We start from the raw sequence: 19394 nt of genomic DNA on the forward strand, positions 1-19394 counted from the left end.
TCCTTTTTAATACTATGAATGATCTAGGCTAATCTTATCTTGTATTTTTTGATGCTAAGACCCAATAAAAAAATTGTCATAACCACTAAAATGAGTGTTTCTTTCCAGAAAAAACTAAAGCCTACACCTTTCAGCATAATTGATTTAATAATGATGATAAACCATTTGGCAGGAATAATATGACTGATTAATTGCAAAGGATAAGGCATACTTTCAATGGGAAAAATAAAACCTGATAGTAGAATTGTAGGAAGCATCAGGCCCATCAATGAAATCATCATAGCGGTTTGCTGAGTTGAGGATAAGGTAGAAATCAAAATACCTAAACTTAACGAAGTAATTATAAACAGGAGACTTGCTGTGACTAGCCAAAATATACTTCCTTCTATAGGCATCTGAAATACAAACACGCTTAAGAGGACAATAACAATCGCATTAATAAGAGATAAAAAAATGTAGGGCACCACTTTACCCGCAATTACTGTACTTGGTTTTAAAGGCGAGACCAGCAAAATTTCCATCGTTCCTACTTCCTTTTCTCGCGTAATTGATATGGAAGTCATCATGGCTGAAACCAGCATTAAGATGACGGTCATGACCCCTGGCACAAACATATAAACACTTTCAAGGGCTGGATTAAAGAACATTCTGCTTTCAGATTGTACAAGTTGTGGCGGTGGGTCCTGCTGCAAATTCACCATTTGATATTTTACGACTATTGAATTGATGTAGTTGGTTATCGTGTTGGCTACATTGGGGTTGGTAGCATCGGTGATGATTTGAAATTTACTGGTTTCAGGACGTTGCAGATTTCTGGCAAAATCCTGGTCAAAAGTCACTACCGCTTTTACTTTGCCCTTTTGGAATGCGGTTTCAATTTCTTTTTCACTTTGCAGATGATCGATTACATTGAAATATTTAGAGGCCTTTAGATTGACTATAATTTCTTTTGAATTTTTATCATCAGCTTTATCAAGAATAGCGATATCAACGTTGTTGATTTCATTGGAAATCGCAAAACCAAACAGCAAAATCTGAGCGATAGGCATACCAAATAAGATGAAAAGAGAGCGCTTATCCCTGAAAATATGGTAAAACTCTTTTTTTACAAATCCTATAAACTTCTTCATCTGGCAAGTTTTAAAAACACCTCGTTCAATGTCTCTGCACCAAATTCCTTTTTGAGGGCTTTTGATGTATCCAAAGCCTTAATTTTACCATCTACCATCATAGAAATTCGGTCACAGTATTCAGCTTCATCCATATAATGCGTGGTTACAAAAATGGTGGTGCCGCGATCTGCTGCTTCGTAGATCAATTCCCAAAATTGGCGTCGAGTGATGGGGTCAACTCCACCTGTAGGCTCATCCAGAAACACGACTTTGGGTTGATGTAACAAGGCTACCGAAAAAGCTAATTTTTGTTTCAAACCCAGAGGTAAGCTTTTTACTAACTGCTTTACGTAATTTTCCAAGCCTAAATTATCTACGACCTGCTGGTATTTCTGCTGAATTAGTTTTGCATTCAGCCCATAAATGCCTCCAAAGAACTGAATGTTTTCTTTGATGTTTAAATCATCGTATAAGGCAAACTTCTGACTCATGTAGCCAATGTTCTTTTTGACTAAATCCGCTTGAGTTGAAACTTTATAATCAGCAACAACAGCATCTCCTGCAGTAGGTTTGGAAATACCGATAAGCATTTTCATAGCCGTTGTTTTTCCTGCACCGTTAGCTCCAAGAAATCCAAAAATTTCACCTTTTTTAACTTCAAAATTCAGCTTATCTACCGCTGTAAAATCACCAAAGGACTTGGTTAGATTCGTTGCTTTAATTGTTGTTTCCATGGGTTTAGTTTCTTGAGAGTTCCATAAACACATCTTCAATTTCCGGAGAAATCAACTCTCCTTCAACGTCTTTGATTTTTTCATTTCTAAGATGATTTAGAACCTCATTCCAATCAAAATCTTTTCGAGAATCCATATAATGTAAGGACTCCCCAAAAGGATAAATGCTATGCGTGTGTTGATAACTCCCTAAAACTCGTAAGGCTTTATATATGGACGGAGTTTGAATGTTTAAAACCTGCTTAGCAAAGTTTTTGACAATAGCCGAAGGCGTATCAACCTGAAGAATTTCACCCTGATTTATAAAGGCTATGCGATCACACAAAGCAGCTTCATCCATATAGGGGGTCGATACAAATATGGTAATACCCTTTTTTTGAAGCTTCTTCAACATGCCCCAAAATTCATTTCTGGATACCGGGTCAACGCCAGTGGTAGGTTCGTCCAAAAACAAAACCTTTGGTTTATGAATCAAGGCGCAACTCAAAGCCAGTTTTTGTTTCATCCCACCCGATAAATCCCCTGCTTTTCGCTTTTTGAAAGGTTCTATCTGTACATAGATATCTTTGATCAAATCGTAATTTTCTTCGATGCTGGAGTTAAAAATGGTAGCAAAAAAGTTTAGGTTTTCCTCTACCGTCAAATCCTGATAAAGCGAAAACTTACCTGGCATATACCCTATATTTTTTCTCAATTGCTTATAATCTTTAATTACATCAAAACCAGCAACATTTGCCTGCCCTTCGTCCGGTAAAAGTAAACTTGCCAAAATCCTAAAAAGCGTTGTTTTACCTGCACCGTCCGGACCTATCAAGCCAAAAAGCTCATTTTCCCTGACCTCAAGACTAATGTGTTTTAAAGCTTTTAAGTCCTTAAAGGATTTTGAAATATCACTGATTTGAAGGCTCATCTGTTATTGAAAATAAGTTGAATACTGATTGACACTAAACTCAATTGAAGCCTTTAGTTCTTCAGCTTCAGCCACTGAACTCGCTTGTTTTAATTCACTTACTTTTTCAAGTAAAGCTTGTAACCAAATATGGAGATTATCATGAGAAGCCCCTTCCATCGTACAATTGTCTATAATGTAATTGTTGATATTTATCAATTGATTTGCTAATTGATGATAGTCTTTTAAGGAAGTGGTCTGAAATTCATCCAAAACTTGCTTCAGCTTTTCTACGCCGTTATTGGTGACTAAGTCAGCATTCCAGGGCTCGTTTTGGTTTAATTCAATTTCATCCAACCAAGCTTCGTCCATAAATTTAGCCTCATCAGCATTGGTTTGGTTTTTACAAGCAAACAAAGCAAGGCTTACAATTCCAAATGTTGCAATAATTTTCATTGTTCTCATTGGTTTATTTTTTTAATTAAATTCAATAGTTAAAATGTTACAATCGTATTCATGAAAAATTTTAGCAGATTTATTCTAACCAAACTTCAGCTGGCATGCCTATTTTGAGTTTACCATCATTTTCAACTTCAACCTTAATCGCATAGACTAAAGCAACACGCTCTTCTTTAGTTTGAATGATTTTCGGGGTAAATTCAGCTTCATCAGCAATCCAAGTGATATGACCTTCATAAGACAACATACCATCTTGAGAATCGACTTTCACTTGCACCTGGTCTCCTAAAACAAACTCTGTTAATTGTGGCTCTGAAATGTAAGCTCGAATTTCAAGTTTAGACAAATCAGCTATTTCAAATAAGGGTTTGCCATATTGAGCAACTTCCGAGGCTTCCGCGTAGGTATTGAGCACTCGACCATTCATAGGACTTTTGATCATGCTTTTTTCAATTAAATCTTCCAATTCTTTCAATTGAATTTCGATGAGCTGAAGCTCAGTAAGCACTGAAACGTTTTTTGACTTTACGCTATTTATTTGTTGGAGTAAAGCATTAATTTCTCCTTGAATATTGTCTAATTGTTGTTGAGTTGCCGCATTGTCACTAAGCATTTGCTCAATTCGATTTCGATTTATTTTGGCAGTTTTCACTCTTGCAGAAAGCACGTCGATTTCTGCCAGTACACTGGCAGAATTGGCTTGTATAACTTCCTTCTTTGCCTTAAGATTCTGTTTTTTGAGATGCAGCGTTATGGTATCCTGGTAACCCACCATTTGATTTTTATTAAGCTGGGTCCCTTCATCTACATTAAGCGCCATGATTTTGGCTGTGTTTTCTGCAGAAACCAATACACTTGTAGTTTCAAAATTTCCGTAAGCATCTGCTTTTTCATCGGTAGAACACGATGTAAAAATAAATAGCAGAGGTAAGAATAGGAGTTTTGATATCGTTTTCATGTTAGTATCCTTTAATGGTGTTATAATTTTGTTTAGCAAGCACCAATTCAATTTGATGTATCAGCTTTGAACTTTCACTTTCATAAAATTGAGTTTGCTCGGCCAAAAACGTGGAAGCGGTTATCGATCCATTTTTGAGCTGCGAATAAGTTGCATTCATAACCTTTAACCGCAATTCAATAATAGCATCATCATCTTCTATGATTTGCTCTAAACTTTTTATTTTCTGAAGTTGTTCATCGAGTTTTGTCTGGATTTGGAGCTGAAAAGTTTCTGCTTCTGCAGAAAGTTCTTCTTTCTTGAAGTCCAAACTTTTGCGTTTATTTTTATTGGCATTCCAATCGAAAACTTTCCAGTTTAGCTGAAGTCCAACAAACACATAGTCTTGAAACTGATTGTCCAGCATATTCAATCCTGGATTGGAATAGCCAGCGTTGGCAAAGGCATTCAATCGCGGTAAGTTCTCTTTAGATATCAAATTTTGACTGGCTGTCAGTTCTTCTTTTTTGGCCTGGTAGAAATTTAATTCTGGTCTCTGGAGAGAGCCCTCATCAGTAACTTCAATCTTTTGGAATTGCAACTGATTTACATCTGAAACCTTTACTCCTATTAAGCTTGATAGTGCCTTCAGGAGATATTGCAAATTGCCTTCAAGCTCTGTAGTCTGTTGCTTTACCTTTAATAATTCCGCCTGGATAGCATCTTGAGCCGAAGCAACAATAACTCCATTGTCTACACCAGATTTCACTTCTCGCAATTGTTGTTGAAGTTGCTGATTTCGCCTGGCCTGCAACTCAATTTTTTCCTGATGAAGCAAAATTGAAAAGTAGACTTGATTGATGCGTTGCTTCAATTCATACAACCTGATATCTACGGCTAACTGCTCGGCCTGATTCGTTTTTTGAAGAAGAGTTGACTTTGCATCGATCACACCACTGCCATAAATCAACTGATTGATCTGTAATTCATTTCTGTATTGATCCTTGTTTGGGCCTTGAAAAGTAGAATTTGGAATTGCCAGATTGATGATATCCGATTGATAACTAGCTCTGGAAAACAAGCTCACTTGCGGTAGCTGTTCTGAATCTATCACTTCGTTTTCTGTAGCTAATTGATTTTCTAACAGTATTTTTTGTTTGACTAAAGGATAATTTTCTGCTGCCAAGTTGTAGCAATCATCTAAGCTAAACACGTCTTGCGCTTGCGCCACTAAACCTGAAAACATGAATATGAGGATAAGCTTTTTCATTGACTTTTGATTTGTTTATAAATATTGACTAACATTTCTGATTAGATCTTTTTAATTATTCTTTATAAGTGAAATTAGATTTTCAATAATTGCATTTCCATGGTCTTCGATATCACTGTGGAAACCAGAGGATTTCCATTTGAACATTTGTAAACGAAAGGCTCCCATTATAATTTCAACTAAATTTTGGCTCTCTATCGCATTATTGAATTCACCATTTAACTGACCATTTTGAATTATCGGCAAAAGCAGATTGTGCTTTACCTTCATTACCCTCCTTATAGCATTATTTATTCGCTCGCTTTCTTCAAGCAAGCCATCAGAAAAAACAACACTCACAAAATGGGGATGCTGTTTAAAATAGGATATCTGATGTGCAAATAAGCTCTTAAGCTGAAGGGCAGCAGAATCATTCTGATCTATTACTTTTTCACAGCGCTCCTGCATATCATCAGCCAAATAATTAAGCATAGCCAAAATAATTTCCTCTTTACCCTTAAAGTGTCGGTAGATGGCACTTTCAGAAAATTGCATTTCTGTCGCAATATTTTTAATAGTTAAGCCGCTAATTCCTCCTTCGGTTAAAATTTTACCAGCTGAGTTGATGATGTCTAATTGTCGTTTTGTCATAAGTAAGTGAGTGTTCACTCACAAAACTACACAGGTTTTATCTTTTAAAATTTAAATTTTTAAATTGTTAACAAAAAACTGATATATATCATGTATTCAGTAAATCAATTTAATACCAAAGGCATAACACAGATACCTAAGTCCTTTATAACTAAATATTTAAATATAATTTAATCTCGTTAACCGCATGCTTTATGATTTTAATCATATATTAAACATATCTTAATTTTTAGATTTGTTGAAGTAATTAAAATCAGAGAAATATGAAACCACTTATTAAAATCTCTTCTATTTTCCTTCTAGGCTTACTTATAGCTTGCGGTGGAAACGGAGAAAAAAAAGAAAAGGACCAGATAAAAGTTGGTCAGCAGTCAAAAACAGAAAAGAAATCTGAACCTGCAACACAGTCAACATCTGAAACTTCTGCAGAAGATGATATGGCCAATTTGGGAATCGGTCCTATAAAATCGGTAGATATAAGCGAAGGCATAAATAAAGAAATGGCCGCCAGGGGTAAAAAGGTATATAATAATCTGTGTACAGCCTGCCACAAGATGGATAATAAATTTGTTGGTCCGGCACAAGGTGGTGTGACTGAACGCAGAAGCCCCGAGTGGATCATGAACATGATTTTGAATCCGGAAGAAATGATCAAAAAAGATCCCATCGGAAAACGCTTACTCGTAGAAAGTAACATGGCAGTAATGGCCAATCAAAATGTATCTGAAGAAGACGCTCGTGCAATTCTGGAATACTTCAGAGAATATGACAAGACTCATTAATCCCTTTAAATATAACCCTATGAACATTCATTTTATTAAATCACTGGCTTCTGTTTTTGTAATGGTATGCTTGTTAGCCTGCAACTCTTCGAATAATTCGAAAAGTTCTGACCAATCCACAGAAGATAAAACAAACTCAAGCGAAGTTTCTTCTTCCAATAAAGGACAGGCTTTTATTGAAGATAATGAAGGAGATCCAAATGCCCTTCAACTGGCAGTGGGTTCTGAAGATCACACCACTTTGGTTACAGCTGTCCAGGCTGCAGGAGTTGAAAATGCTTTGGTAAATGTGGGACCCCTGACAGTTTTCGCACCTACTAATGCGGCTTTTGACAAACTAGACAAAGCCACTTTGGAAGATTTACTCAAGCCTGAAAACAAATCTAAACTTGCTAACATTTTAGTCCACCACGTTGCACCGAGCAATTACCCAGTCAAAACTCTAGAAAAAAATATAGAGAAAGACAGGAAGCTTTATATGGCGGATGGCTCTTATTTAGATGTGACTAAAAAAGGAGAAGATCTTTACATCGGTGATGCCAAGATTATCGCCACCGTTAATGTCAGCAACGGCTGGGTACATATTGTAGATAAGGTTTTATTACCAACTAACTAAATTTTAAAATCAAAACAATAAACAATCAAAACAATGAAAACAATTCAAAAACTATTACTAGGTCTAGGTGCAGGATTACTGTTAGTAGGCTGCGGTAACAATTCAAACGACAATTCTTCTGGTGCTATGGCATCTTCTAATGCAGAACAGGTCTACGTTGCTCCCGGAGAGCATGACGAATTTTACGCCTTTATGTCTGGCGGCTATTCTGGTAACTTAACCGTTTATGGTCTGCCAAGTGGAAGAATGTTTAAAGAAATTCCTGTTTTTTCTCAATTTCCAACCAATGGTTATGGATATTCTGAAGAGACTAAAGCTATGCTTAATACGTCTTTCGGATTTATCCCTTGGGGAGATTCTCACCATCCGGATATTTCTCAAACCAATGGAGAATTGGATGGGCGTTGGATTTTCATCAACGAAAACAACACTCCACGTATTGCCAGAATTAGCTTGACCACTTTTGAAACCGATGAAATCATCGAAATCCCTAATTCTGCTGGTAACCATGCTTCATCTTTTGTGACTGAAAACACAGAGTATATTGTAGCAGGAACACGTTTCGCAGTTCCAAATCCACAAAAAGACATGCCAATTGACGATATGAAAGGGAAGTTCAAAGGCCCTTTGAGTTTTATTTCTATCGATCAGGAAACCGGGCGGATGAATTTAGATTTTCAGTTGAATATGCCAGGTTTCAATTATGACTTAGCTCACCCTGGCCGTGACAAATCTCATGGTTGGTTCTTTTTTACTTCCTATAATACCGAAGAAGCACACTCTATGCTAGAGGTCAATGCTTCACAAAACGATAAAGACTTTATCGCCGCTGTGAACTGGCAAAAAATTGCAGAATATGTAGAAAATGGTGGAGGAAAAAAAGTAGCTGGCACTTATGCTCACAATGTGTTTGATGAATCAACAATGACGGCCACTACAGAAATGAAAGAAGGCGTTATTTCTGTCGATCCTCGCGAAGTTGAAGGTGCTGTGTTTTATATGCCGGTTCCAAAATCACCTCACGGCGTAGATGTAGATCCATCCGGACAATACATCATTGGTAATGGTAAATTATCTACTCAATTGAGCGTGTATTCTTTTGAAAAAATGATGAAAGCTATTGAAGATAAAGATTATGACGGTGACGCTTACGGTATCCCCATTTTAAGCTTCGAATCTGTTTTGGAAGGCGTTGTAGATAGTGGTGGTTTAGGACCATTGCATACTGAATTTGATGGTAAAGGAAATGGATACACCACCTTCTTTATCTCTTCTGAAGTCGTTAAATGGAAAATAGGAACCTGGGAAGTTTTAGATAGAAAACCTACCTATTATTCCGTTGGACACTTGATGATTCCTGGTGGTAACTCAAGAAAACCATATGGTAAGTATATGGTAAGTTTAAATAAAATTACCAAAGACAGGTATCTGCCAGTTGGACCAGAACTGGAACACTCTGCACAGTTATATGATATATCAGGAGATAAAATGAAACTCATATACGATTTCCCAACCCATGGTGAACCTCACTATGCTGCAGGAATCCCTGCTGATAAAATAAAATCTCAGTCTAAAAAATATTATGAGTTAGAAGAGAACAATCATGAGTATGCAGTAAAAAATGAAGCTAATACCCGTGTAGAACGTAATGGCAATGAGGTGCACGTTTATGCAACCACAGTTAGAAGCCATTTTGCACCCGATAATATTGAAGGTATAAAAGTTGGTGATAAAGTGTATTTTCATATCACAAACCTAGAGCAGGACTTTGATGTTCCTCATGGATTTGCAATGATTGGAGCTAATACATCAGAGATTTTGATTATGCCCGGACAAACTAAAACCATTGTATGGGAACCAAAACGCGAAGGAGTTTGGCCTTTCTACTGCACAGACTTCTGTTCTGCACTTCACCAGGAAATGCAAGGTTATGTAAGAGTTTCTGCTAAAAACAGCAACACTAAATTACGCTGGAAATTAGATGAAGATTGGAATGAGTAATAAGTTGATGTTTTGATTTTGATTACTCAATCTGGGGCGAGTAGAATTCTCTGCTCGCCCTTTTTTATTAAAAAATTAGATTATGAAAACAGCAAGTATTACCATGATTATTGGCTCTGCCCTATTGTTTGGATTATTTTTATATCCCCTTTGGAGCATTAGCCTGGAAGCACCTCAATATCCAAGTGGCATAGGCATGTATATCAACCTCGACGGACTTGAAGGTCATGAAAAGCACGATATTCAAAATATAGATGGGCTTAACCATTATATAGGCATGCGTAAATTACCAAAAGATGATGAAATGTGGGAGTTTTCTGTATTTCCCAAAGTCGTTGGTGGTATGGCTATATTGGGCATTATCATTGGAATTCTAGGCTTTTTTAAAAAAATATCCTACAACTGGTTTTTAGGATGGCTCATTCTTATGCTTGTGCTAGGTGTTCTCGGCATGATCGATTTTAATAACTGGATGACCGATTATGGCACTAACTTAGATCCAAAAGCCATCATGAAAATGACAGATGATGAAGGCAATCCCTTAAGTTACAAGCCCCCCTTGTTTGGTTCTAAAGATATATTAAATTTTACAGCTCATTCTTATCCGGCATTAGGTGCAATTTTGATGGGAGCTGGTATGTTTCTTACGTTTGTAGCTTACATCATCGGGCTTAAAAAAACAAAGTAATATGAGAAAATACACCCTTTTAGCTCTATTAATAATTGCTATTACCTCCTGCGATAAATCAGTAAAACCAATCAAGTACGGAGAAGATCAATGTGACTATTGCAGCATGAGCATCGTTCAAAAAACGCATTCAGCCCAGATGGTGACTGAAAAAGGAAAGCAACACAAGTTTGATGCTGTTGAATGTATGGTGAATTACATTAAGCAAGAACCGAAAAAGTTTGAAAATGCTACTTTGCTTGTGGCTAATTACAATCAGCCCGGCGAAATGATTCCTGCTGAAAATTCAGCCTACTTGATCAGTAAGAGTTTACCAAGCCCAATGGGAGCTAACTTAACTGCTTTTGCAACTACAGCTGAGGCTAAAGAAGCACAAAAAAAATTAGATGGTAAAGTATATCAATGGAATGAACTTATGGAAGTCATCAATACGAATAGTCATCAAAGTCGATAGAATGAAATCAAGTTTCTTCCTCTTATGCCTTATTATAGCATTAAACTTCAGCTATGCACAAAACAGAACCCTGGAGGTGTGTGCTAAGGATTGTGAGTTTACTTCGATTCAGCAAGCAGTCGACCAGGCAAAAGCTGGGGATTCCATTTTTATAAAAAAGGGAGTTTATAAAGAACATGATATATTTATCAACAGGAAATCGCTTCATCTCTACGGTGAAAAAGGCAGCATAATAGATATCGACCATAAAGGCTATGGGATTAAGGTGGAAGCTAATGATTTTAGCATCACTGACCTGACTATAAAAAACGTTGAAGTAAGTTACACATCGGATTATGCGGCGATTTACCTTTTTAAATGTGACAATTTCAAACTAAAAAACATCACTTTAAAAAAAGCATTCTTTGGATTTCTGATTGAAAAATCCAGCAAGGGCATTATCGAAGAAAACGATATTTCTGGTATTGGTCAATCTGAAGCAAGTTCTGGAAACGCCATTCACCTTTGGAATTCAAAAGAGCTGGAAGTGCGAGATAACGATGTTTACAATATGCGGGATGGGATTTACATTGAATTTGGAAGCAATAATGTTTTTGAGAACAATACAAGCCACGACAATATGCGCTACGGACTGCATTTTATGTTTTCCGATGATAATCGCTACAGTTATAATACGTTTCAAAACAACAGTGCTGGCGTTGCCGTTATGTTTTCTAAACGCATTCAAATGAACAATAATGTGTTTAAAAAAAATTGGGGAACAGCCTCTTATGGTTTGTTACTGAAGGAAATCAGCGATGGCGAAATCTATCACAATACTTTTGAAAATAACACAACAGGTATCACTGCAGATGGTTCTACCCGAATAAATTACTACGAAAATGACTTTATCAATAATGGCTATGCTGTAAAATTCATAGGAGGCAGCTACAAAAACAAGTTTTATAAAAATAATTTTCTTTACAATAACTTTGATTTAAGCTACTCTGGAAGACTGAACAATAACAGTTTTGATACTAATTACTGGAGCGATTACACTGGTTATGATTTGGATAATGATAACTATGGAGATGTGCCTTACCGTCCTGTAAAATTGTTTAGTTATCTGGTAAACGAAACGCCCGAAAGCATTATTTTATTGAGAAGTCTATTTGTAGATATCATCAATTTTTCAGAAAAGGTAACCCCTGTTTTTACCCCAAAAAACCTTACCGACCAACAACCCTTAATGAGCGAAGTGCAATGGTAGAATTTAAAGATATTCAAAAAAAATTTGGTAAAAATGACGTGCTTACGGGCATAAATTTAAAAATCCAAGATGGTAAAACCACAGCAATTTTAGGTCCTAATGGTTCCGGAAAAACCACCTTAATCAAAATATTGCTTGGGATGTGTCATTCAAATAAAGGAGATATTTTAGTTGGTAACTCCACTACCAAAAACAATTGGTCTTATAGAAAAAACATTGATTACCTCCCTCAAATCGCCAATTTCCCGGGAAATATAAAAGTGAAAGAAATCATTGCGATGATCAAAGACTTGAGACATCAAAAAACTCGTGATGAGGAGTTGATCACGTATTTTGAATTGAAGCCCTACCTAGACACCAAGCTGAGTCATCTTTCCGGTGGATATAAACAAAAAGTGAACCTGGTGCTTAGTCTTATGTTTGATAGTCCATTTGTTATTTTGGATGAACCGACTTCAGGCTTAGATCCTCTGTCTTTAATCAAGCTAAAAGACCTGCTCAAAAAAGAACAAGACAATGGGAAAACCATCCTGATTACGTCTCACATCATGAGTTTTGTAGAAGAAATTTCAGACCACATCAGTTTTATTTTAGACGGTAAAGTCTATTTCGATGGAAGTATAGATGAATTAAAATCAACAACCCAAGAAACCGATTTTGAATACGCCATTGCTAACTTATTAAAAAACGATCATGCTTAAAATTTTAAAATACAGTTTTTTTGACTTGATAAGAAGCCGCTGGAGTTATGTGTATTTCCTGTTCTATCTACTTCTGAGTTCGGTATTGTTATTTTTAAATAATGATTTATCAAATGCTATCATCACACTGCTCAATGTTGTGATTGTTTTAGTGCCGCTCATCGGCACTATTTTCGGAGTCATGTATTATTACGATTCGCAGGAATTTACAGAACTCCTTTTAGCACAGCCTATTAAAAGGAAGTCCATATTTTTGGGTCAGTACCTGGGTGTTGCCACTTCCCTATCTTTAAGCGTGTTGTTAGGCTTAGGCATTCCCTTTGCATTGTATGGCTTATTTCAATCCAATGTCATTTTTGATTTTTTAATTCTGATTGTGGTTGCCGTTTTTTTAAGCTTTATCTTCAGTGCTTTAGCTTTTAATATCGCCCTGACCAATACCAATAAAATCAAAGGATTTGGATATGCCATTTTAGTTTGGTTGTTTTTAGCAGTCATTTATGATGGTGCTTTTTTGATTGCCCTCATCTACTTTCAGGAATATCCTCTAGACCAGTTTACTTTGGTTGCCACGCTTTTCAATCCTATTGATTTATCACGAATTTTAATCTTACTAAAGCTCGATATCTCCGCTTTACTGGGTTATACAGGAGCTATTTTTAAAGACTTTTTCGGTACCATAGCCGGAAGTTTAGTGTCTTTAGGCGTTTTGGCAGTATGGGTAGTTTTACCATTATGGCGAATGCTTCACGTTGCTAAGAAAAAAGATTTTTAAATAAAAACATCAACACCAAGACCTCACAGTCCCCAAAACTTTGGGGACTGTGAGGTCTTATTCCAAATGAAGCATAAGAGAATTTTACTATGACTTCAACTTGATTCAAATCATAAACTAAGGCATAATCTAGTCGTAATTTTATTTTGAATTAAAATACACATATCATGACTTCATTGAAGGATAAAACTGTCGCAGCACTGGTTAGCGAAAACATTAACACAGCCCACGTATTCAAAAAATATGGCATCGACTTTTGTTGTGGCGGTGGTATCAGCGTCTCAAAAGCTTGTGAAAAAAATCATGTTGAACTGGATGAATTAATTGACGATATAGTCAATCTGAAGGATAAAGGCAGAAGCTATGACTATAAAAAGTGGGACCTGAATTTCCTGGCACAACATATTGAAAACGTGCACCACAGCTATGTAGAAGAAACTATTCCACTACTTATTCAGTATACCAATAAAGTAGCAAAAGTACATGGCGATTCAGATCCGGAATTAATAAGAGTTAGAGATTTATTCGTTGATGTCGCGAATGAATTAACTCCGCATTTAAAAAAAGAAGAGTTGATATTATTCCCTTTCATTGCTAAAATGGAACGCGCAGTTAAAAGTGGCGAAAGCCTGGAGCGACCTCATTTTGGAACGGTTGAAAACCCTATTGCCATGATGGAAGACGAACATGAAGCTGCCGGGGATCTTTTTAAAGAAATCGCATCTTTAACCCATAACTATAGCCTGCCAGAACATGCCTGTAACACGTATAGAGCTATGTTTCATAAACTGGAAGAGTTCGAAAATGATTTACATTTGCACATACATTTAGAAAATAATATCCTTTTTCCAAAAGCTTTAGCCCTGGAAAAGAAAATTTTTTCATAGTTTGTTTTGATGACCCTGAACCAGCAATTTTTAAGTAGTCTGTTTTATTTTATAATTATTGCTGTTTTGGGGTTTTTTCTTAGACTCGCAGCCACACCTTTCAGTTTGGATATGGTTAGCAACTACAAATACGTAGTACATGCCCATTCGCATGTAGCCTTATTGGGCTGGGTCTATTTAGGTTTAAGCAGTTTTATCGTTTATTTTTTTGTTTCAGAATCTAAAGTCAAAAAACATTACTCCAAAATTTTCTGGGCAACTCAGGCTTGTTTAATCGGGATGCTTATGGCCTTTCCAATTCAGGGTTATGCTTTAGTGTCGATAACATTCTCCACCTTATTCCTGCTGGTAAGTTATGTATTCTTCGGGTTTATTTTAAAGCATACAACACCTGAATTCAAATCCAGAAAATCATTTCTCCTCATCAAACATGCCTTGTTTTACATGGTATTATCCTCCATTGGTCCATGGGCTTTAGGACCAGTTATGGCAACTTTAGGAAACGAATCAGTTTGGTATAAACTGGCGATATATTTCTACCTCCACTTTCAATATAATGCTTGGTTTGTGTTAGCCTTTATGGGCCTCCTGGTGTTTATCCTGGAGAAAACTCAATTCATAATCGAAACCAAATCCTTTTCAAAATTTATTTTCCTTTTCCATATAGGAATCATCGGTACCTTTTTCTTATCCACACTTTGGGCAACATCACACTGGACGGTGTATTTACTCAGCAATTTAGGAAGTTTGTCTTTATGGCTTGGCTTCTTCTATTTGTGGAAATCTGTTAAAAAGTCCTTTGATCCATTTTACGAAGCATTAATCCCCCAATCCAAATTTATTCTTAAGTTTCTTGTGTTTGTTTTCATCCTAAAATTGACGATGCAAACCTTGAGTGGGATTCCTTTTTTTGCTGAACTAGCCGCTGCAAACTTGGATGTGGTCATTGGGTATTTACATTGGTTTTTCTTAGGCTTCGTCAGTTTGTTTTTATTGTTTTTGGCCTCCTACCTGAAATGGATCAGGCTTTCAAAGTTTAGCCTTAGCCTATACCTCATCGCGTTTATCTCAACCGAATTTTTAATCTTCTATCGCGCTGGCATCATTAACTTTCAATGGGATTATTTACCCAATTTGAATACCTATTTAGCTATGGCTTCTTGCTTATTTAGTGTTGCTGTGATTACAATTTTAGGCCAAACTCTTTTAATCAGGAAGAATCAAAATCAATTGACTTCCAAGACTGGTTAGCCCAAGCGTTGTCCTTGTCAGATTGCGCCCCCCTGCCTTCCGAGGAACTCAGGCAGGCGAAGTCCTTGTCAGGTTGAGCGCAGTCGAAACCTGATTTTTAAAACTAATAACTTTTCAGAATCTCTTAAGTTAAATAAAACTACAGACCGAAAAATACAGTATGACTAATTATATATTAATAAATAACATCTGTTTTATGTTAATTATGTAAATAATTATAATATTTGTTATGCTAATTATAAAACTAATATTATGAGACTTGCATCCATCCTGTTTTTATGTTTAATCTATGTGAGCAGTTTAGCTGCTCAGCAAACCACGTTAATCAACAATGTTGAAATTTTTAATGGTAAAGATCAAAAAACATTTAAGGCTAATGTTCTTATTGTAAATAACAGCATTAGCAAAATCTCCAGCAACCCCATTGCGACAGACAAAAGTGGAAACACTCGAGTCATTGACGGGGATGGTAAGTTGCTTATGCCGGGATTGATAGACGCGCATTACCATACCATGTTTGCGAGTCTTCCACAAGTGGTTTTACTCACTTCAGATATTGGTTTTATCAACCTTGCAGCAGCTAAAAATGCTGAAAACTTACTCATGAATGGGTACACAAGCGTTAGGGATCTGGGAGGTCCAGTTTTTGGCTTAAAAAAAGCCATCGACAGAGGTATTTCTAAAGGGCCAAGAATATGGCCCTCTGGCGCATTTATTTCGCAAACCGGTGGTCACGGTGATTTTCGCTTACCTAACGAAATTCCTTCAGATCCAAACCGTGGCTTGTCCTATGCAGAGCGTATCAATGCCGTTGCCATTGCCGATAGTCCTGATGCGGTAAGGGTGAAAACCAGAGAACAACTCATGCAGGGTGCGAGTCAGATTAAATTGATGGCTGGTGGCGGCGTTTCTTCCCTTTATGATCCGCTGGATGTTACACAGTATACTATTCCCGAAATCAAATCAGCGGTAGAAGCCGCGGAGAATTGGGGAACTTATGTCACTGTTCATGCCTATACGCCTCGAGCCATACAGCAAGCCATCGAAACGGGAGTGAAATGCATAGACCACGGTCAGCTCATCGATGAAGAAACCGTAAAACTCATGGTAGATAACGATGTATTTTGGAGTTTACAACCGTTTATTGACGAAGGAAATACTGGTAATTTATCGCCAGAAAGTCGTGCCAAACAATTGGAAATGTACTCAGGTACAGACAAGGCTTTTGCTCTTGCTAAAAAATACAAAATGAAAATTGCTTACGGCTCTGATGTCTTATTTAATGCAAAGAAAGCAGCGCAGCCCAATGTACAATTGCTTAAAATGAAACGCTGGTTTGATAATTTTGAAATTCTCAAAATGGCTACTGCAGACAATGCAGATTTACTTGCTATGTCTGGCAAAAGAAGCCCTTACGCTGGTAAAATTGGTGTTATAGAAGAAGGTGCATTGGCTGATATTCTCATCGTCGATGGTAATCCGCTTAAAGATTTAGAGCTGTTAAATAATGCAGAAGAAAAACTTCTTTTAATAATGAAAAACGGGCAGATTTTTAAAAATAGACTTAACTAATGTCAATTTGACAATTAAAAACCTTTGATATGAAGTATTTTTTTAGTTTAGTTTTACTGATGCTGTTGGTTTTGGCTTCCTGTAAAGACAAACCAAATCAGCAAGAAAACAAGAATTATGATGTTCTTCCAACTGCAGATAACAGTCGGTATGCACTAGATTGGGATGGCGTTTACAAAGGGATTTTACCTTGTGCCGATTGTGAAGGGATAAAAACTCAAATCACACTACATCAGGATTTGACTTATGTTAAGGAACAAACCTATTTAGGTAAAACCGATGAAACTTATACAACCACCGGTAAATTCTCCTGGAACGATGCGGGTAGCGCCATTAGGCTAGACCATCCCAAACCTAACGCCTATCAAGTCGGGGAAAATAGTCTCTTTGCTTTAGACATAAATGGTGAAAAAATAACAGGTGACCTTTCAGGTTTTTATGAGCTGACTAAAAGCCCTTAGATAGACTTAAATTTTAATTTATTATGGAGTGTATTTATAAATCCTCTGAACGACATATTCATTTAAAATTTGTTGTTGTAGTTCTGTTCTTTTTTCTTTTATGGAGCAATAGTCTATCAGCTCAAACAGATTCTATTCAATTAAAAAATGGCGATCTTATAGTTGGGCAGCTTAAAGAAATGAAACAAAATATAGCCTTATTTGAAACCGATTACAGCAATACCGATTTCAAAATTAAATGGAATGAAATAAAGAATGTAAAAACCCAAACAATATATTTAATAACTCTTAGTGCAGGTAAACGCTACACGGGGCATTTGGAAAGTGTATCTGATGATGTCGTATCCGTAATAAATCAAAATGATACTTTAGTCAGGTCTAAAATCAATGACATTGTTTTCCTCAAAAAAATAGATTTTGATTTCTGGAGCAATGTAAATGTGTCCTTAAGTATCGGCTATAACTTTACAAAAGCCAATAATCTATCTCAATACAGTGTGAGAAGCAATCTGGGTTACAGAGCAGAGCGCTGGTCTGCTTTGTCACGTTATAACCATATCATTTCAGCACAAAGTGATGTTTCGTCTACCCAAAGACTGGATGCTAATCTTATTTACAATCGTTTCCTTAAAAAAAATTGGTTTCTTTTAGGAGAGGTGAATTGGCTGTCGAATACCGCTCAAAATATAGACCTCAGAACTGTAAGTAAAGCTGGTCTTGGTAAATATATCATCCAAACCAATAGCCTCTACTGGGGTCTGCAAACCGGTATTTCTTTTAATAATGAAAGTTTTAGCGTCGAAGGTCAAAACACATATAACAACAGTTCTGAAGCTTTCCTGGGAACCGAAGTCAATTTTTACGATATAGGCGATTTAAACCTGTTGAGCAGAGTCGTAGTCTACCCGAGTTTAACTGAATCTGGGCGGTGGAGAACAGATTTCAACTTAGATGTGAAATATGATTTACCTTTAGATTTCTTTATCAATTTTGGCATCAGTTTAAATTATGATAATCAACCTGTTCGAGGCGGCAGTGAAACAGATTATATCTTTCAAACTACTGTAGGCTGGAGCTTATAAAACACAATTCTGATTCTTTTTTTATTGCTGAAACTGTCTCTCCCAACCTTGATCTTGCAATTGGTTTTTCTTAAAATCAAGATTGACAATATCTAAACATTCACCCCGAACAAATAACCTACAAGAGCAGATAATCCCATGGCGATAGAGCCCCAGATCACAATTCTAAGAATGGCTTTTGGAATACCAGAACCACCTGTTTTGGCTGAGATTGCTCCGAGAATAATCAGGGAAATGATGGTAAAGCCGTACAGGTAATATTCCATCGAATCCATCGGCGCAAAAATGGTAACCAGCAAAGGTAAAGCGCCGCCAAAAGCAAATGCTATGCAGGAAGTTAAAGCTGCCTGTATAGGTTTTGCCTGATTGATATCGTTGATGCCCAACTCATCTCTAACATGCGCCCCTAAAGCGTCGTTTGCCGTCAATTCCTTGGCTACCTTAAGCGCTGTTTCTTTTTTCAGTCCGCGTTCTTCATAAATTTTGGCCAGCATCTGTAATTCCAGTTCCGGCATCTCTTCCAGTTCTTTTTTCTCTCGTTCAATATCGGCTTTTTCAACATCGGTTTGAGAGCTTACAGACACGTATTCTCCAGCAGCCATAGAAAGGGCTCCGGCTACTACTCCTGCAGTAGTCGCCAACAAAATAGGATCTCGTGTTAAACTTGCGGTCGTAACCCCAATAGCTAAACTAGCCGTAGAAATAATACCGTCGTTTGCACCGAGTACTGCTGCACGCAACCAATTGCTTCGCTGAACATAATGTGCGTCTAAATAAGTATCGATATTATCAGCATCCTTATCCGCAGATACCTCTGTCGTTTTGTTATTTGCCATGGCCTTTC

The 19394-nt window shown here is 36.9% G+C and carries 21 protein-coding genes; 13 read left to right on the plus strand and 8 right to left on the minus strand.

The annotated features are described in order from the left end of the window. Window positions 1-23: 23 nt before the first annotated feature. The 7 genes from LB450_RS07115 to LB450_RS07145 form a co-directional block, all read right to left on the minus strand. Window positions 24-1130 (minus strand): ABC transporter permease, encoded by a 1107-nt coding sequence (locus LB450_RS07115; RefSeq protein ID WP_224487227.1) that lies wholly within the window; start codon window positions 1128-1130, stop codon window positions 24-26. Beyond that, entirely contained in the window at window positions 1127-1846 is a 720-nt protein-coding gene (locus tag LB450_RS07120) for an ABC transporter ATP-binding protein (RefSeq protein ID WP_224487228.1), read from the minus strand. The genes LB450_RS07115 and LB450_RS07120 overlap by 4 nt, the downstream gene beginning before the upstream one ends. Before the next feature lie 4 nt (window positions 1847-1850). Beyond that, window positions 1851-2756 carry an ABC transporter ATP-binding protein gene (locus LB450_RS07125; RefSeq protein WP_224487229.1) on the minus strand — a complete coding sequence of 302 codons (906 nt, stop codon included), beginning with the start codon at window positions 2754-2756 and terminating at the stop codon, window positions 1851-1853. Window positions 2757-2759: 3 nt separating this feature from the next. Further along, window positions 2760-3200: a hypothetical protein gene (locus LB450_RS07130; RefSeq protein WP_224487230.1), complete on the minus strand. Its 441-nt coding sequence runs from the start codon at window positions 3198-3200 to the stop codon at window positions 2760-2762. Between the two features lie 70 nt (window positions 3201-3270). After that, window positions 3271-4152 carry an HlyD family secretion protein gene (locus LB450_RS07135; RefSeq protein ID WP_224487231.1) on the minus strand — a complete coding sequence of 294 codons (882 nt, stop codon included), beginning with the start codon at window positions 4150-4152 and terminating at the stop codon, window positions 3271-3273. Window position 4153: 1 nt separating this feature from the next. Further along, window positions 4154-5401, minus strand: a complete 1248-nt coding sequence (locus tag LB450_RS07140; RefSeq protein ID WP_224487232.1) for a TolC family protein — start codon at window positions 5399-5401, stop codon at window positions 4154-4156. Between the two features lie 51 nt (window positions 5402-5452). Next, window positions 5453-6031 carry a TetR/AcrR family transcriptional regulator gene (locus LB450_RS07145; RefSeq protein ID WP_224487233.1) on the minus strand — a complete coding sequence of 193 codons (579 nt, stop codon included), beginning with the start codon at window positions 6029-6031 and terminating at the stop codon, window positions 5453-5455. 263 nt (window positions 6032-6294) lie between these two features. Between LB450_RS07145 and LB450_RS07150 the strand changes: the two genes are divergently transcribed. The 13 genes from LB450_RS07150 to LB450_RS07210 all read left to right on the plus strand — a co-directional run bounded on the left by LB450_RS07150 (window position 6295) and on the right by LB450_RS07210 (window position 18550). Beyond that, window positions 6295-6813, plus strand: a complete 519-nt coding sequence (locus LB450_RS07150) for a c-type cytochrome (protein ID WP_224487234.1) — start codon at window positions 6295-6297, stop codon at window positions 6811-6813. A 19-nt stretch (window positions 6814-6832) separates the two neighbouring features. Then, entirely contained in the window at window positions 6833-7429 is a 597-nt protein-coding gene (locus tag LB450_RS07155; protein ID WP_224487235.1) for a fasciclin domain-containing protein, read from the plus strand. Between the two features lie 33 nt (window positions 7430-7462). Then, entirely contained in the window at window positions 7463-9430 is a 1968-nt protein-coding gene (nosZ, locus tag LB450_RS07160) for a Sec-dependent nitrous-oxide reductase (protein ID WP_224487236.1), read from the plus strand. Between the two features lie 82 nt (window positions 9431-9512). Beyond that, window positions 9513-10118, plus strand: coding sequence for a hypothetical protein (locus tag LB450_RS07165; protein ID WP_224487237.1), 606 nt, complete (start codon window positions 9513-9515; stop codon window positions 10116-10118). A gap of 1 nt (window position 10119) precedes the next feature. After that, window positions 10120-10572, plus strand: coding sequence for a nitrous oxide reductase accessory protein NosL (locus LB450_RS07170; protein WP_224487238.1), 453 nt, complete (start codon window positions 10120-10122; stop codon window positions 10570-10572). Between the two features lies 1 nt (window position 10573). After that, window positions 10574-11821 carry a nitrous oxide reductase family maturation protein NosD gene (locus LB450_RS07175; RefSeq protein WP_224487239.1) on the plus strand — a complete coding sequence of 416 codons (1248 nt, stop codon included), beginning with the start codon at window positions 10574-10576 and terminating at the stop codon, window positions 11819-11821. Next, window positions 11815-12522 carry an ABC transporter ATP-binding protein gene (locus LB450_RS07180; RefSeq protein WP_224487240.1) on the plus strand — a complete coding sequence of 236 codons (708 nt, stop codon included), beginning with the start codon at window positions 11815-11817 and terminating at the stop codon, window positions 12520-12522. Before LB450_RS07175 ends, LB450_RS07180 begins: the two co-directional genes overlap by 7 nt. Then, window positions 12515-13297, plus strand: coding sequence for an ABC-2 transporter permease (locus LB450_RS07185; protein WP_224487241.1), 783 nt, complete (start codon window positions 12515-12517; stop codon window positions 13295-13297). Before LB450_RS07180 ends, LB450_RS07185 begins: the two co-directional genes overlap by 8 nt. Before the next feature lie 167 nt (window positions 13298-13464). Further along, on the plus strand, window positions 13465-14184 hold the full coding sequence (gene ric / locus LB450_RS07190; protein ID WP_224487242.1) for an iron-sulfur cluster repair di-iron protein: 720 nt from the start codon (window positions 13465-13467) through the stop codon (window positions 14182-14184). Window positions 14185-14250: 66 nt separating this feature from the next. Further along, a complete protein-coding gene (locus tag LB450_RS07195; protein ID WP_224487243.1) occupies window positions 14251-15435 on the plus strand; it encodes a hypothetical protein in 1185 nt (394 codons plus the stop codon). 252 nt (window positions 15436-15687) lie between these two features. Continuing rightward, window positions 15688-17007 carry a metal-dependent hydrolase family protein gene (locus LB450_RS07200; protein ID WP_224487244.1) on the plus strand — a complete coding sequence of 440 codons (1320 nt, stop codon included), beginning with the start codon at window positions 15688-15690 and terminating at the stop codon, window positions 17005-17007. Between the two features lie 29 nt (window positions 17008-17036). Beyond that, complete coding sequence (locus tag LB450_RS07205; RefSeq protein WP_224487245.1) at window positions 17037-17468, plus strand: copper resistance protein NlpE; 432 nt, start codon at window positions 17037-17039, stop codon at window positions 17466-17468. A gap of 23 nt (window positions 17469-17491) precedes the next feature. Beyond that, window positions 17492-18550: a DUF481 domain-containing protein gene (locus tag LB450_RS07210; protein WP_224487246.1), complete on the plus strand. Its 1059-nt coding sequence runs from the start codon at window positions 17492-17494 to the stop codon at window positions 18548-18550. A 92-nt stretch (window positions 18551-18642) separates the two neighbouring features. On the opposite strand, the gene LB450_RS07215 is transcribed toward LB450_RS07210, so the two are convergent. Next, window positions 18643-19386: a VIT1/CCC1 transporter family protein gene (locus LB450_RS07215; protein WP_224487247.1), complete on the minus strand. Its 744-nt coding sequence runs from the start codon at window positions 19384-19386 to the stop codon at window positions 18643-18645. Window positions 19387-19394 lie beyond the last annotated feature (8 nt).

Source organism: Psychroflexus curvus (assembly GCF_020164585.1).
Classification (GTDB): domain Bacteria; phylum Bacteroidota; class Bacteroidia; order Flavobacteriales; family Flavobacteriaceae; genus Psychroflexus; species Psychroflexus curvus.